The 15,601-nt window shown below is 47.8% G+C and carries 17 protein-coding genes; 2 read left to right on the top strand and 15 right to left on the bottom strand.

What is annotated here, in order from left to right; genetic code table 11:
- Positions 1-21: 21 nt before the first annotated feature.
- Genes CSW98_RS12100 through CSW98_RS12040 form a run of 13 tightly spaced genes read right to left on the bottom strand, consistent with a single transcriptional unit; the run spans position 22 to position 11,685 of the window.
- Positions 22-612 carry a DUF3261 domain-containing protein gene (locus tag CSW98_RS12100; RefSeq protein WP_100800746.1) on the bottom strand — a complete coding sequence of 197 codons (591 nt, stop codon included), beginning with the start codon at positions 610-612 and terminating at the stop codon, positions 22-24.
- Positions 609-2,942, bottom strand: coding sequence for an MMPL family transporter (locus CSW98_RS12095; protein WP_100800745.1), 2,334 nt, complete (start codon positions 2,940-2,942; stop codon positions 609-611). The genes CSW98_RS12100 and CSW98_RS12095 overlap by 4 nt, the downstream gene beginning before the upstream one ends.
- The gene (locus CSW98_RS12090; protein WP_232733523.1) at positions 2,917-3,492 is read right to left on the bottom strand and encodes an outer membrane lipoprotein carrier protein LolA; all 576 of its coding nucleotides are present in this window, start codon (positions 3,490-3,492) and stop codon (positions 2,917-2,919) included. Before CSW98_RS12090 ends, CSW98_RS12095 begins: the two co-directional genes overlap by 26 nt.
- Before the next feature lie 31 nt (positions 3,493-3,523).
- Positions 3,524-3,970 carry an acyl-CoA thioesterase gene (locus CSW98_RS12085; protein WP_100800743.1) on the bottom strand — a complete coding sequence of 149 codons (447 nt, stop codon included), beginning with the start codon at positions 3,968-3,970 and terminating at the stop codon, positions 3,524-3,526.
- Between the two features lie 18 nt (positions 3,971-3,988).
- Entirely contained in the window at positions 3,989-5,533 is a 1,545-nt protein-coding gene (locus CSW98_RS12080) for an HAL/PAL/TAL family ammonia-lyase (protein ID WP_100800742.1), read from the bottom strand.
- Positions 5,523-7,229 (bottom strand): glycosyltransferase family 2 protein, encoded by a 1,707-nt coding sequence (locus CSW98_RS12075; RefSeq protein ID WP_100800741.1) that lies wholly within the window; start codon positions 7,227-7,229, stop codon positions 5,523-5,525. Before CSW98_RS12075 ends, CSW98_RS12080 begins: the two co-directional genes overlap by 11 nt.
- The gene (locus CSW98_RS12070) at positions 7,229-7,588 is read right to left on the bottom strand and encodes an ApeI family dehydratase (protein WP_100800740.1); all 360 of its coding nucleotides are present in this window, start codon (positions 7,586-7,588) and stop codon (positions 7,229-7,231) included. The genes CSW98_RS12075 and CSW98_RS12070 overlap by 1 nt, the downstream gene beginning before the upstream one ends.
- A 4-nt stretch (positions 7,589-7,592) precedes the next feature.
- Positions 7,593-9,014: an AMP-binding protein gene (locus CSW98_RS12065; protein ID WP_100800739.1), complete on the bottom strand. Its 1,422-nt coding sequence runs from the start codon at positions 9,012-9,014 to the stop codon at positions 7,593-7,595.
- The gene (locus CSW98_RS12060) at positions 9,011-9,583 is read right to left on the bottom strand and encodes a COG4648 family protein (RefSeq protein ID WP_100800738.1); all 573 of its coding nucleotides are present in this window, start codon (positions 9,581-9,583) and stop codon (positions 9,011-9,013) included. Before CSW98_RS12060 ends, CSW98_RS12065 begins: the two co-directional genes overlap by 4 nt.
- Positions 9,583-9,840, bottom strand: a complete 258-nt coding sequence (locus tag CSW98_RS12055) for an acyl carrier protein (RefSeq protein ID WP_100800737.1) — start codon at positions 9,838-9,840, stop codon at positions 9,583-9,585. The genes CSW98_RS12060 and CSW98_RS12055 overlap by 1 nt, the downstream gene beginning before the upstream one ends.
- 14 nt (positions 9,841-9,854) lie before the next feature.
- Positions 9,855-10,112, bottom strand: a complete 258-nt coding sequence (locus tag CSW98_RS12050) for a phosphopantetheine-binding protein (RefSeq protein WP_100800736.1) — start codon at positions 10,110-10,112, stop codon at positions 9,855-9,857.
- Between the two features lie 40 nt (positions 10,113-10,152).
- Positions 10,153-10,914 carry a lysophospholipid acyltransferase family protein gene (locus tag CSW98_RS12045; RefSeq protein ID WP_198517330.1) on the bottom strand — a complete coding sequence of 254 codons (762 nt, stop codon included), beginning with the start codon at positions 10,912-10,914 and terminating at the stop codon, positions 10,153-10,155.
- Positions 10,915-10,923: 9 nt separating this feature from the next.
- Positions 10,924-11,685, bottom strand: a complete 762-nt coding sequence (locus CSW98_RS12040) for a beta-ketoacyl synthase chain length factor (protein WP_100800734.1) — start codon at positions 11,683-11,685, stop codon at positions 10,924-10,926.
- 77 nt (positions 11,686-11,762) lie between these two features.
- Here CSW98_RS12040 and CSW98_RS12035 point away from each other — a divergent pair, with 77 nt between their 5' ends.
- Both CSW98_RS12035 and CSW98_RS12030 read left to right on the top strand, forming a co-directional pair.
- Positions 11,763-12,155 (top strand): hypothetical protein, encoded by a 393-nt coding sequence (locus CSW98_RS12035; RefSeq protein ID WP_100800733.1) that lies wholly within the window; start codon positions 11,763-11,765, stop codon positions 12,153-12,155.
- A gap of 44 nt (positions 12,156-12,199) precedes the next feature.
- Positions 12,200-13,267: a methyltransferase gene (locus CSW98_RS12030; RefSeq protein WP_100800732.1), complete on the top strand. Its 1,068-nt coding sequence runs from the start codon at positions 12,200-12,202 to the stop codon at positions 13,265-13,267.
- A gap of 27 nt (positions 13,268-13,294) precedes the next feature.
- On the opposite strand, the gene thiQ is transcribed toward CSW98_RS12030, so the two are convergent.
- A complete protein-coding gene (thiQ, locus tag CSW98_RS12025; RefSeq protein WP_100800731.1) occupies positions 13,295-13,999 on the bottom strand; it encodes a thiamine ABC transporter ATP-binding protein in 705 nt (234 codons plus the stop codon).
- Positions 13,999-15,588 carry a thiamine/thiamine pyrophosphate ABC transporter permease ThiP gene (gene thiP / locus CSW98_RS12020; protein ID WP_100800730.1) on the bottom strand — a complete coding sequence of 530 codons (1,590 nt, stop codon included), beginning with the start codon at positions 15,586-15,588 and terminating at the stop codon, positions 13,999-14,001. Before thiP ends, thiQ begins: the two co-directional genes overlap by 1 nt.
- Positions 15,589-15,601 lie beyond the last annotated feature (13 nt).

Raw genomic sequence — 15,601 nt, 5'->3', positions numbered from 1 at the left:
ACTTTATGACGTTAAAGAAAGTTAGTTCAGGGTGGATATCACCACCGAATAACCCGCTTCAGGGTTTTCCAGCTTAATATCACCAGCCAGTTTGTTATTAATATCAGTATAGTGGATAAAAACTACCACCTTTCCGGACGCATCAACCAGCGTTCGGGTATGGGCTTTATCAACCAGATCCCAACCGGACAGAGAGAGCTTTTCTCTCCAGACATCCTGAGGCCACAAGCTTACCATAATATAAAACAGAACTTGTTTCGGATCCGGCAACTGAGCTTCCAGTCCGGGCAACACATAGGTGGCAATACCGGCAGATGAGTATTCCAGACTCAGCAACCTGGTTCCCCAGGAAGAAAATCCCGCCAGTACAACGCGGTCGGCATCTACTTCAAGCTTAACCGGCAACTGCTGCGTGTCACCGTTCCAGGTTGCTGTAATCATCTGCGAAACCGACACAACACTCTCCAGCGCTTTTGGCTCCGGAAACGGGATAGACGTGCCACCAGCCATCTGAACGCTGTTGTCCGGAGAAACGTTCACCGATGAGCAGGCCATCAGCAAGAGCACGCCCCCCCCTATCAATAAAGATCTAAACCATAACCGTGCTTTCATTCCGCCTCCTTCTGTTGACAGGTATTCAGAGCCAATGGTGACAGTAACCAGGACACAAAGATACCGGTCAGAATCGTAATACCGAAACTGTGAATCGCATTGGTATTACTGAGTGCCAGCAAGCCAAACGAAAGAATGGTCGTCAGGGCAGACAGCGTGATCGCCAGCAGCGTCGTTTTGCTCTGTTTCTGCTCGGTAAAGAACAGAGTGTAATCAATGCCGATACCCAGGATCAGGATCAGCGCCAGCAGGTTAAACAGGTTCACCGGCTGACCGGTGACTCCCGTTACCGCGATGGCAGAAAAACCAGCGATGATCGGAGGCAGCACCATTTTTGCGCCCTGAACAAGGGAATAGCGCCAGCTTAACAGCAGCCAGATAGCCACAATCGCAACGGCGAGCAGCAGGGTGACATTCCCCCGGTATTCACCAAACAAGCGGGAGATTTCGTCAGCTTTATTTAGATAAGACACCCCGTTCTGAGTGTGAGCCCAGGCTTTAATCGCCGCGATATCAGTAACTCCATTGAGCATCACCACGGAATAATAGCCCTCATTCATCTGTCCCAGCCAAAGAAAACCTATGGCTCTGGCAACAGGTGAGGCCAGAAAGTCAGCCACACTTACAGGCGTAAAAGGCGTTAGCATGGCGGCATCCACTGATATTCCCAATGCAGATTCCAGAACCGGAGTCTGCTTTTGGTATAAGGTCTGGATACGCTGATAATTGGCCTGCTGCTCCTCAACACCGGGCAGATACTGATGAATACTCTGATAGCCCAGCAGATCACCGTCTTGGATCAGGCGATTCAGCCCGTCTGATAATACACCCAGTCTGGACAGCAGTGCTTGTTCACTGTCCGCCGCGACCAACAGCATCTGTTGACTGCCGGATACCCCGGATAATGTCTGGATCGCATCTTCCTGCTGCTTCAACGTTTTGGGCATCGCCTGCAACTGATGGATATCATCGTTATACGTCACGTTGCCGATAAACAGGCACGATACCGCAATGGTCACCAACGGCAGCCCCCATCGATAACGGGGAATACGCCACAAATTTAGCCAGCGCTTCCACAATACATGTCCCGGCAGAACACGTGGTTCCGACGGCGTACTGGCCAGTTTCGGATACCAGCAGACCACGGTAATGTAGGAAGCCACCAGCCCGATCACGGAAAACACCGACAGTTGCTGTAACCCCGGGAACGGCGCAATCAGCAGTCCCATATAGCCGATCAAACTGGTGATAAGCCCCAGGGTTATCGCGCCAAAGATCTGCCTCAATGCCTTACCTGCATTCCATGCCTTTCCCGCTGCCAGTCTTTCCGTCAGATAGTGGAAGGAATAATCGATAGACACACCAATCAGGCTGGAGCCGAACACCAGGCTGAACAGGTGGATTTTTTCAAACAGTAGTAACGAACCGGCCAGAGCAACGACAAAACCACAGAAGATAGACAGTAGCGCCATCATGAGCGGCAGCGTACTGCGATAGATAACCAGAAACAGCAACAACACGCCAAGCAAAGAGCCCAAGCCAATGGTGCTTATCTCCGACTTAGCACTCTGGGTACCGAAGGCCGCATAGAACAGGACACCGGTATGCATCACATCCGTGACGTACTGCTTCCGTACCGACGCCTCTAACTGCTTAATGGCAGGAACCTGTTGCTGAACACCTAGGCTATAGGGCGACAGGCTTAACTCCCCGACCACCAGCACATACTCCTTGCCGTCAACCGTCTGCGTCAGATAGCCGTCATCCAGCTTAAATTTGCCGGAGAGCTTAGACAGATAGGAGGCGTAATCCCGGAACAACAGAAACGGATCGTTACCCAGTTCTGCGCCCGTCACCCCAGAAAACGGGTTGTAGACTGACTGAATGACGTACTGGGTCTGCTCTTCCGGAGCCCGGCTGATTCTCTGTTGCTGCTCCGGCGATAAAAACTGAAAGCGGTGCTGGTAATAAAACCGGCTCCCCTGCTGCTGGCTTTCTGCTGACAGTCTGGCGGTAATATCTTTAAACACCGCCAGCTCAGACAGCTGCGCTGCAAACCAGTCCGCGGAGGCGTGCAGGGTGTCCCGGTCTTTGCCGGACAGAACAAAGATCACCTTATTGCTGACGCTGTCAGCGACCTTGTCAAAAGCAGCCTGAGCCACAGGGTCCTGCCGGTTCTCCGGTAACAGCGCCAGAATATTGGTCTCAATCAGAGGCTTTTTCTGCAGTACCCCTTGATACAGTAAGACGCCGGTACAGCTTAATACGATGACCAGCCATAGCCAGGAGAGCAGCCGTGCGCCCTTAGAACTGAAAAGCGGATTCTTCATGACTGCTTAATACCGATGGCTGGCTTGTCTGCTCAGAAAATTGAATGGTGGTGATATCGCCGCGCACTTCCGTCAGCTCAATAGCATCGATGTACTCTTTACCGGAGATAACGATAGAGGCAAACACCTTGTTTAACGGTGCGGTATTCGGCACCAGTTGCAACGTCCAGGCCTCCTGCTCAGCATGAAACGTCCGGGTGAATTTGCCGTCCAGCTGCGCCGTATTACCCTGAAAAAGGTCGAGAAACAGATGGCTGAAATAAAACGCCATCGGATTGTCTTCTGATGTCATCACTTTAGGGGGTTGATCACCAAATGTCTGGCTTAACTTATCCTCTGTTAACACCAGCGTTACCGGAAAGGGCTTAGCCTGTTTCCAGAGCAGTCCTTTGCCTTTGGCAATCAGGAAGACACCGGTCGAGGTCAGCGGCTGTTTGAACATTTCCATGTTGCGGATCTGCTCGAACTGTCCCCGGATAACGGACTGGGATGCTAGCTGCTTCTGTACGCTTTCCAGGGTCGTTGCGGATGCAAAAGGCACAAAAAACATACTCAAAAGCACCAATAAGCCTGTGATTAATCTAGTCTGCAAGTTTGCCATGCTCAAACCAGTACTCCACCTTGTCAGTAAACACTTTCGGGGAAACAAAACACATTTCCTCGGTCGCCCTTTCTACCGCGACCTGAACCGTATGGGCTTTGGTCATGCGGGTACCGTTGTCATTATCATAAATCAGATAATCGACCCGCAGCCGGTTTTCCCACTCCGTCAGTTTGGCGGTTACCCGGATTTCATGATGAAACGGTATAGCACGAATGTACTTAACCCGGGTATCAATCACCGGCCACATATAGCCGGAGTCATTCATCGCATGATAACCGTAGCGGATTTTCTCCATTAATACCCGGCGGGCTTCTTCAAAAAAACGGAAGTAGTTACCGTGGTAAACCACGCCCATGGGATCGGCATCCTGAAAAGACGGCTTCATCACCACTTCGGCTTCTAATTCGAACTTCTGCTGATTCATACCCGGCTCCTTCACCGCTTAATACAGTTGCCAGTGCTGTTGCTGGATCAGCGCCATCACATGACGCAGATCCGCTTCCAGCGAGCGGTCTTCTTCCACAAACGCAAAGACTTCCTGCACCTCTTTTTGCATCTGTTTCAGAGCGACGCTCATATGCTGCTCATCCAGCTGATTCTGCCGCTGTCTTAATTCAATCGCCTGACAGGCTGCCAGCAGGGAGGCTGATGCAACCTGCTCTGTCAGTTCCAGCACCCGCAGACAGTCACGGGACGCAATCGTCCCCATGCTGACTTTATCCTGGTTGTGACATTCCGTAGAACGGGAGAAGACACTGGCCGGCATAGTATGTTTCAGCGCCTCGGCAGTCCACGCTGAGATACCAATCTGCACCGCTTTAAAGCCGTGGTTAATCGGCTTACGTTCACCTTGCGCGCCAGTCAGGTTAAATGGCAGTCCGTTATTGAATTTATAATCCATTAACTGAGCCATTTGACGATCCAGCAGATCAGCAATATTCGCCACCGCCGTTTTCAGCGTGTCCATCGCCATCGCAATATGACCGCCATAGAAATGACCGCCATGCAGCACCCGTTCGTTATCACCATCAATAATCGGGTTGTCATTGGCGCTGTTCAGCTCGTTTTCAATCATCTGACGCAGCCACGGCAGGCTGTCCTGCAGCACACCGATGACATGCGGCGCACAACGCAGCGAGTAACGATCCTGTAGCCGATCACTGTTGCGTGGCGGACGTTCTGCCTGCAGATCACCGCGCAGCCAGGAAGCGATCTTCTGCTGTCCCGGATGCGGTTTTACCGCAAACAGTGCTTCATCAAAGTGGAAATCGTTACCCTGCATGCCTACGGAAACCATCGCCGTGATCTTGGTTGCCAACTGCGCTAAATATTCTGCCCGTTTGTAAGCCAGACAGGCCAGCGCCGTCATCACTGCTGTGCCGTTCATCATAGCCAACCCTTCTTTCGGCTTGAGCTTGATCGGAGAAATGCCCAGCTCGACAAACACCTCGCTGGTCTGGCGAATCTCACCTTTGTACAGCACCTCTCTTTCGCCGATCAGTGTTGCAGCCACATAAGAGAGCGGTGTCAAATCACCACTCGCCCCCACTGAACCTTCCTGCGGAATACGCGGAGCAATATCATGGTTGATCAAGGTAACCATTTGATTCAGCAGTTCATGGGAAACGCCCGATACCCCCTGAGCCAGCGAGCACAGGCGGGTGGCAAGTACGGCGCGCGACTGTTCATGAGTAAGAATCTCACCCAGACCGCAGCCATGAAAACGAGTTAAGTGCAGGGGAAGTTCATCAACCAGCTCAGGTGGAATGGCAACGGTACACGAATCACCGTAGCCCGTGGTCACGCCATAAATAACCCCTTCTTCTTTTAGGAGTTTTTCCAGAAACGCGACGCCGCGATCAATCTTGGTCGTGAACGCTTCGGAGTCATCCAGATGAGCCTGTGCTCCCTGAGAAATGGCGACCACATCTTCAATGCTTAATCGCTCGGTACCAAACTGAATTCTGTTTTTCGTTTTACTTGTCATGTGTGTTGTCGCTTAGTGTCCAAAAATCAAAAAAGTTATACCACTGCAGGGGATCTTTTAAGGTGTAGTGCTGTAACCTTTGCGCGTAACGTTCAACATACCGCTGCAAAAAGGCTTCCCTTTTTCCTCTCGGCAGCTCCAGCTTATCCGCAAACTTTTCAAAATAGACACGGAAATGCGGCTGTGATTTTCTCTCGTCCCGCAAGCCAAACAGAAGAAAGACCGGCGCTTTCAGAATAGCGGCAAGCATAAACGGTCCCTGCGGGAACGGTGCCTTTTCGCCTAAAAAGTTAGCCCATACCACCCGCTGCTCTTTTGTCACCGACGTACGGTCCCCAACAATAACGATCCACTCACCCTGTTCCAGTTTCTGCTGCAACAGGATCGCCGTTTCCGGACCAACATCTTTCAGCTGAATCAGGTTCAGACCTGAGTCCGGGTTCACCGCCTGCATAACCGAGTTAAACTGCTCGGCATGTTCAGTGAACACCAGTGCGTTTATCTTCAGGTCTGAATGCTCACGGCTCAATGCCCGGCACAGTTCGAGGTTGCCGTAATGCGAGCCAAACAGAATAATGCCCAGCTTGCTCTTAATCGCGTCATCCAGCACCTCTTCACCGGACAGGGTCAGGTGGTGATACTGAATATCGCCTTTCCACGCAGCTAACTTATCCAGCATGGTCTGACCGAAAGAGACAAAATGCTGATAGGCAGAAAGCCTGGATGGAAGTTCGATGTTCTCTTGCAGGCAGAAGCGTTGCACCCGGGATAAATACTGCTCCGATGCTACCCGGGCATTTTTTCCCGAAAGGTAGTAATACACCATCACCAGTTTCAGCACCGCGTTAAACACCCCACGACCCAATAAGGAATAGGTCATCAACAGCAGCTTAATTCCCAGAATACTGCCTTTCTCGGTCAGACCGGACCAGTGCGCCTGATCCTGTTCACGCTTTTTTTTTACCGTGACCTTGCGCAGCAACAGCTTGGGGATACGGGGTAGCATCGCCAGCACCAGCTTGGTGTGCATCTGACTGATTTTGACGTTATCCCAGAACACATCAAAATGAGAAATACCATCTTCGGGATAGAGCACCCGGGTATCAATAAACTCCATGTCGCATCCATCCCAGTACATGCGCACCAGAATTTCAGTATCAAAGTCCATCCGACGACCAATGTTACAGCGGTTCACAACATACATGACTTTTGCCAGAGGGTAGGCTCGGAACCCGCACATGCTGTCCTTTATCGATAACGATAAGGTTTCAATCCATACCCAGACATGGGTGATATAGCGCCCGTATAGCCGGGAGCGTGGGACGCTGTCGTCATACACAGGTTTACCGGAGATAAGCTTATCCGGTTCGGCCTGAGACTTGGCAATCAATGTTGGTAACGCATCCAGATCATGCTGCCCGTCGGCATCAATCTGGATGCCGTGCGTATAACCCTGTCCATAGGCATAGCTGACACCCTCAATCACCGCGCCGCCTTTGCCCTGATTCTGCGCTAAGGTCAGTACCGTAACATGTTCATCCGGAGCCAGTGCCTCAAGGGCCGATTTGGTCTCAGTATTACTGCCGTCATCCACCACAACAATCGGAAAATCGAATGGGCGTAATGAATCCACCACCGCAGCAACCGTTTTTCCGTGGTTGTAGCAGGGGATGATAAAGCATGGGTTATAGGTCATCACTTATCACCACTGAGTTTGATTTTGCCGGATGAGTGCACACTATTGCCGTTGTCGGAGCTGTATTTAAACTGCAGCTTAGAGCGGGCTTTATCCCAGTCCAGCGCCAGTGTCACTGTTGCCCCGGGGAAGATAGGTTCCTGAAATTTGATCACTTCCATTCCGGCAAACTCTTGATCCATATGCAGAGTTAACCGGGCAAAATACATAACCCAGTCGATCTGGGTGACCCCCGGCAACAGGGGAAAAGAGGTAAAGTGCCCTTCAAAATCCCTGATATCGGCATCAACACCTAACACCAGCTCAGCCGTCTGCTCGTCGCTGGTTTGGGAGATTATGGTTGGTTTTCGTTTCTGCATCGCCCTAACCGTTTAGTTCATGTTCGGGGTTAAATAATGCCTGAAGTTCTGACAACTGTCGTTTTCCCTGACTGTTCAGCGGGATTTCATCCACAAACCGAAACTGCTTGGGGATGGCCACAGGCTCAAGCCAGACTCTGAGCTGCTTACGCAGTCGTATCCAGAAAGCCCCTTTGCCTGACACCGCCATCTCTTGCTGCCCTGTTGCTGACAATACGATAACCGCCGCCAGAGTCGTTCTGTTTTCACGGGATTGCAGTATTACAGCAGCCTCTTCAACCTCGTCCAGAGCCTGAAGTTTCTTTTCCACTTCAGTCAGAGACACCCGTTTCTCTTCAATCTTAACCACACTGTCGGTTCGGCCTAACAACATAAACTGCCGGTCATCAATCAAAGTGCAGCGATCAGTGGTCTGATACCAGTTGTCAGGATCAATATGCGGAGCCAGCAAAGCGATACAGCCTTCACTGTCCAGACGGGCAATCACTTTAGGAAACAGTTGCCATGGGGCAGATTCAGATGCCTGTTGCCGATAGCCAATGCCTCCCGTTTCCGTACTGCCAAAGACTTCATAAGGCAGGCTGCCAAGTAACGCTTCGCTCTCTTGTGCTGCACTCAGGCTTAACGGCCCACCCGATGAATATATGGCTCGGTAGGTTCCTCTTTCACCTTGCTCACTCTGAGCCGGCGTATTCATCGCCAGTCTCTTTAACAGAGCAGGGCTGCTGATCAACACCGCATCATCTCCGGCGTGCTCAAACACCTGCTCCGGATAGTCCAGGTTATACCGGTCAAACGGCCTTTTCGTTACCAGTGGAAACAGCAGACGGAACAACAACCCGTAGACGTGCTGATGAGAGACCGTGCTGTAGATTTTGGTTCCGTGAACCTGACGCCCCCACATCTCACCATGCTGGTTCAGCTCTTCCTCAAACTCTTTGAGTGTCTTATGAATGGCCTTAGGCGTACCGCTTGAACCCGACGTAAACAGGGTGATCCGAATACGACTCAAATCGAGTGCAGAGAATGAAAGCGGCTGTGCTTTCAGGTTAGCCAACTGCTCAAGGTCGATTCCCGGCTTGGATTCCGGATGGTGCTGGATAATGGAATCGTAAAGAATCGCATCAAAATGAGGGGATAATGATTTCAGTGCAGCAGGCTGATGGTTACCGGGCAGCACAATCGCTTTACCGCTGTGACAGAGAGCCATCAGTGCAACGGCAAACAAATAGCTGTCGTTGGCACACAACGCCCATGTCCGTTGCCGGGACTGCTTTAACGGATAAACAAGAGAACTGACATCCTCATGAAATTGAGACCAGGTTTTATTGTCACCATCAGAGGTAAACGCAACCGTGTCGTCTGATATATCACTGTCCGTTAACAGACTGGACAGAGAATGAATAGCATAGGGCTTTTGACTCATATAACGTTATTATTCTGTTTTTTCTGTACACGAAGCCTGACTAAATACTCAATGATAAACAGGGTTCCCATTGCCAGGTAACTGATCAGGCCATTGTATAACGTCCATATTTCCATCGAAAGAAAGCAGGTCGTAAGAGCGATTGAACCATTTATAATAAAGAAACAGCACCAGACTTTTGTCACTTTTCTGGTATAGATTACACCACTATCGGGTAAATCCGGCTGCTGGATCCGAGCCAGTCTCTCGACCAGTGTCTGTTTCTTTTTCAGGCTGGAAAAAAACAGCAAAAACAAGCAGACATTCACAATTACCGGATAATACGTCAGCCACCCTATCTGGTTAAACAGATAGCCGAGACTCAGCAAAACAACTCCGATACTTCCGGTTAACCAAGCCAGATATTTCAGCTCGTTAACACCCGACTTATTCCCAAAAAAGAGCCGAGAAAGAAAAAGAACGGCCAGAACAATAGCCACCGACTGAAGACCAAATCTTTCTATCCCCAAATAGACAACAAAGGGGTAAGCCAGTAGCAAAAATGCTGACAAAGCAGCCAGCAATCGCATTACTCCGCCTTTAACAGCTCATAAACAGAATCAACAACATCCTGAACTGTCCGAACCTGCTTAAACTCATCCGGCTTGATCTTCTTTCCGGTCACGTTCTGCAAATGGACAACCAAATCAACCGCATCAATACTGTCTAAATCAAGATCCTGATAAAGATGAGCGTCAGGTACGATATCTGCTGCATCAATTTCAAATAATTCAACCAGCGCATCAGTGACCTGGCTCTGTACTTTTTCTTTAGTGATATCAGTCATAATTCTGTTCAGTATTAAGAGGTTTGAGATGAAACATACGCTGCCAGACTGGCAACAGAAGCAAAATGTTCACGGGTCTTACTGTCATCTGAATCGATAACAATGCCATATTTCTTCTTGATCGCTAAACCAAGTTCAAGTGCATCGATAGAATCCAGACCAAGACCATCACCAAAAAGTGGCGCATCAGTATCAATATCGTCGACCTGAATGTCTTCAAGATTAAGAGCATCAATGATAAGTTCTTTTATTTCGTTATGTAATGCTTCCACATTTACCTACTTATTTTTCACATGCTTAATTTTATTTTTATCAATAGATAACTGTTTCAAGATGTTTGGTCAGTCTTCTGACCGCTAACGTCAGCGAGTCGCTATTATTGATAAATGGTTCAACCTCAATTCTACCTTTTACTTCAACACGGAAAAAGGGTTTCTTTGCCGGAACCTGATACCATTTCATCTGTTTAGTCAAAAAAGTAGGCTCAACAGAGATATGAATCACCCGAATATCCGTATTGGTCTTTACCGCAATCTGCGCAGCCCCTCTTTGTAGCTTATTTTTTGCTCCCGGAGTTGTTCTTGTACCTTCCGGAAAAATCAGCAATACGTTCCCATCAGCAAATTTACTCTCACAGATATGAATAAGATCTTCAGGATCTTTATTGGGAATATATCCGGCAGCTTGTACAATTTTCTTAATAAATGGGTTTTGCCATAATGCTGCTTTTACCAAACAATCGCACTGCTTTAGTTTTGAAGCGATTAAAACATAATCAATTAAACTAGGATGATTCGCAATTATAAGGCTACTTTTTTCCTCTCTAAGTAATTCTTCACCAATGATTTTATAATCCATCGCCTGAGATAATTTCATAATCTTACAAAATAAATCAAACGCAATATGGATTATAAATTGAACACGATAACTACATTTTTTTTCATCGGGTGTAAAAAGCTTTATCAATGGAATAACAATAAAGCTAAGAATTAATCCACCAAAACCAAACAGAAAGAAACAAAAACCTGTACTCAGAATTCGTCCGTACCTGAACAAGTGCATCACTATAACCATTACAATAATCTAATCTATTCCGCTGGCTGCTGAAGACTTCAGCCATCCCCAGGAAAAACGCCCTGACGGGATGTCCCACTGCTCCCCTCCTTCCAATAAATGCCGGAGTACTGTGACAGACTGAGGGAGTAAAGAAGAAGTCCTTCCAGACGGAGTGTTGCAAGAAACACAAAAAGACTCAGTGTTCCTGTCAGGAGAAGATAAGATATAACCGACAGCGTAACCGGTAAACTGCTTATCTTCAAACTGAGCATAAACCGCAGGTAAAGGTTCATCGAAATCAACCACCATTACCTTTGCAGTTTGATTGTCAGACAGATAAGCATAAGCTTCAACCAACGCCTGATGAAATGTGTCTTCTCCGGCAGCAATAGAGGTAACCGGCAACGTTTGTTTCGCTGCAATCGTAGTTAACCCTGCAGCAGTGTTATGTACCGACTGAGAAAAAGCCATGGGGGATGCATCCTCTCCGGATAAGATATTTGTCAGCAGCTCAACTGTCCGGTGCAGCTCACCGTGTCGACTGGAAAATATCATATAATCAATACAGTTTTCTTCCAGCAACTGAAGTGCAACTTGTGTTGCCAGTTTACTCAACATACTCATTCTCCGCCTCATCATCGCAGGAATAAGGTGTACCGGTAACTTTTGCTCCCCCAGAAACGCACTTGATTCACTCCAGTTTTGCCAGTCACTTTTTTGGTTCAAACCTTGTGATAAGGCATACCAGTCATTAAGGGCTATATTTAAGCTGAAAATTTTTTTAGACATAGATTGTTGATTTTTTCCCTAACCACCTGAATACTAAGACAGCTTAATATACTAACGTCAATCAATAGAGGCTTAATATGAAATTGCTTAAAATTATCACATCTTTCATCTTTATTCTTATACTGGCTGGTTGTAATCGCATTCAGCCTGTTATGAACATTGAGGATACCCCAGTCGCTTATGAACTACAAAAGAAAGAAGTTAAACAAGCCATCATCGCAGCGGCAGAAGCCCGTAAATGGATGATTAAAGATGTTAACAAAGATGAAATGACCGCTGAAATATATGTTCGTTCTCACCATGCTGTAATCAAAATTCCATACACTGCAAAATACTACTCTCTGATTTATGTTAACTCTGCTAACCTAAAATATAACTCAGGTAATATCCACCGTAACTACAACAAATGGATCAATACCTTAAATCAGGATATCAAAAGAGAATTAAGCAGAATTGCTGCAAGCAAATAATCACCTCTGCATATAACATTTTATTAATATAGTTAGGTTATTCCGTGTCACAATATAAAGAAGATCCATTTAATGCCTTTGAGGCAAAAACTGAAGCTCAAAAACTCTCGTTTGCACCTGTCGTCTTCCATACGGCTCGGACATTGCGAGATTTAGGCATCTTAAAAGAACTGGATACAGCCGGTACTGCAGGTATTTCTGCCGAAGAACTATCTACTGCAACAGGCGTATCCGAATATGGTGTCAAAGTGTTACTGGATATGGCTCTCAGTGCACATATTGTGTTGTGGAATAAACCTAATTATATACTTGCTAATCTTGGTCACTTTTTACTGCATGACGGTATGACCAATGCTAATTTAGATTTCACTGCCGATGTCTGCTATGCCGCCATGATGCATCTGACAGAAGCTATCCAAACCGGTACACCGGCAGGTCTGAAAGAACTGGGGGACTGGGAAACCATCTATCAGGGGTTGTCACAGCTTCCGAAAAAAGCCAAAGAAAGCTGGTTTGCCTTCGACCATTTTTATTCCGATCGTTCTTTCCCTATTCTTCTAGAAACCGTATTTAAGGAAAAACCAAAATCCCTGGTTGATATTGGTGGTAACACCGGAAAATGGGCAATTCAATGTTGTAACTATGATAGCGATGTAAAAATCACTATTGTTGACCTACCACAACAGCTTGAAATGGCGATGAAAAATGCCAAAGCCAATGGTTTTGCAGGCAGAATCAGTGGTCACTCTGCCAATATGCTTGATCCGTCACAAATACTGCCGGAAGGAGCGGACGTATGGTGGATGAGTCAGTTTCTGGATTGCTTTTCCCCAATGGAAATACTGAATATTCTGAAAAACGTCCGTCGAACCATGAAAAAAGAGGCAGCTGTTTATATTCTGGAACTGTTCTGGGACAGTCAGAAATATGATGCAGCTTCCTACAGCCTGAACGCCACCTCGCTTTACTTCACCTGCCTAGCCAACGGCAACAGCCGCTTCTACCGCAGCGATGACTTTATTGAGATAGTCAAAGAAGCTGGTTTCGAGATTGAAGAACGTACCGACAATATCGGTCTGGGACATACTCTGCTGAAATTAAAAGCGAATTGATTTTTTATTCTGGCTGACTTCCAGATATCACTCCCCCGCCCTGACAAAAGTACTTAGCGCTATGTCAGGGTGAGTGGAATGCAGCTTATCCACCGAATCTCTGACCAACACCTCTCCCTGTGCCATAAAAATAAAATCGCTGGCTATCGCTCTGGCATCACTGATATGGTGGGTCACCATCACCACAGTAATCCCTCGCTCATTAGCCAGTCGTTTAACCAGTGCCAACATTTCTTCACGCAGGATAGGATCCAGTGCAGAAAAAGGCTCATCCAGCAACCAGACAGGATGAGGCTGAACAAAACAGCGCGCCAGAGAAACCCGCTGCTTCTGACCACCAGAAAGCTGATCCGGTAAACGATCTAAAAAACCTTCAACCCCAACTTGTTCAGCAGCATACTCTATCTGCTGCTTCTGCTCTGCGCTCAGTTTCAATCCCGGATTCAGCCCCAGACCGATATTTTCTCTGACCGTCAAATGGGTAAACAGATTATGCTCCTGAAACAGGATAGAAAATGGTCTTTGGTAAGGTTCATCCCCCAGCAGAGACTCCCCATTAAACAGGATATCCCCCTGATGTGGCTGAATAAATCCAGCAATCAGAGCAAGAAGTGTCGATTTTCCGGCACCGCTGGGACCCATCAACGCGGTAATAGAGCCCTGCTTCACTGACAGATCAAAGCGGAATTCTTCTTCGTGATAACGGTAGCTAACTGCTTGGATATCTAACACTATAGGGTCTTCCTGCTACGGGTAAATAGTTTCTCAATCAAGGTAAAACAGCTTACGTTAATCAACAGCATGCATAAAGAGACTACGGCTGCTGCCTCCATCTGATAGCTCCCCAGCAACTGGTACAGATACAACGGCAAAGTACGAAAATCCTGACTGCCGAACAAAGCGATAGCACTTAAATCTCCCATAGAGAGCATAAAACTGACAGCAAAAGCATGAGCAAATGGTTTTCTCAGTGCGCGCCACTCGATAAGCCGCAGACGGTTCCAGCCCCGGATGCCAAGACAAGAGCACAGCAGGTGATATTGCTGCCCCAGTTGCAACATCGGTTGAGCCAGCGTTTTTATAACATAAGGTAACGCCATCAGAGCGTTCACTGCTATCACAATTACCACTGCCAGACTGAATACATTCGTCACATTGCGTAATAATAGAAACAGCCCGGTACTGATCACCAGCCCCGGCGTGACCAAAATAATGGTGCCAATCAATTCAATTCTGTCCGCACTGGCTACTTTCTCATTCATACGCAGTATCCGGCTGGACCATAAAACAGCCATACCAGCAGAAACAGCAATCACCGCAGCCAGTAATGCCACTCTCAGAGAAGCGGCCAGTGCAGTCCAGAAACCGTCATTCGTCAAGACTGCCACTGTCTGATGATTCACTCCATTTAACAATACAATAAGCAACGGCGGAAGAACCAGTAACACACTCAAACCAATCCAGCCAAAGTCCCAGCAACGAGACTTACCATTATCCCGGCTCAATACAGCACTATATTCGGCACTATTCACCGTCGCCGGTAAAGGCTTGGTCAATTTCTGCAGACTAAACACCAGCAAGCTGCACAACAACATCTGCCACAGCGCCAGAACAGCCCCGGACTGCAAATCAAAATCAAACTTAATCGCCTGATAAACAGCCAATTCAATCGTAGTGGATTTTGGTCCGCCCCCCAGAGCCATGACCGTTGCAAAGCTGGTAAAACAGAGCATAAATACCAGTCCGCAGACATGTGGAAGCTGCTGACGCAGACGTGGCCATTCCACCCAGCGAAATTTGTGCCAGTGGCTCATCCCCAGATGGGCACAAAGCTTATGCTGCTCCTGCGGTATTCCTTCCAGGGATTGTAACAATAAACGACTGGCGTAAGGCAGATTAAAAAAGACATGTGCCAGCAGAATGCCATTAAGACCGTAGATAGAGAAAGGCAGCTCACTGCCCAGCCACTGGTAAAACTGACTCAGCAAGCCACTGTTTCCATACAGTGCCAGCAGGCCAAAAATACCCACCAGAACCGGTAACACCAGCGTCATAGAAAAGAGTCTCAGCAGCAGAGGCTTTCCCCTAAAATTCCGGCGTGACAGAGCATGCCCCACAGGCACAGCCAACCCGACACTGATCAGGGTCGAGAGAAAAGCCTGAAAGAAACTGAAGCTGGTAACATGTCGATAGTATGGATCCGACAATATAATAGAAACATTCAGATCAGGAGCATAAAACAACAATGCCCCCAAAGCCGCTCCCACAAAAGCCAGAATAATAACAGCGATAATCAGTCCGGTTTTTGGGGTCTTATTCATAGCAGGTCTTACT

Origin of the sequence: Vibrio sp. HA2012 (assembly GCF_002812955.1) — a bacterium.
Lineage (GTDB): Bacteria > Pseudomonadota > Gammaproteobacteria > Enterobacterales > Vibrionaceae > Vibrio.
Note: the sequence above shows the minus strand (reverse complement) of the source record. Positions and strands in the feature narration are given on the sequence as shown.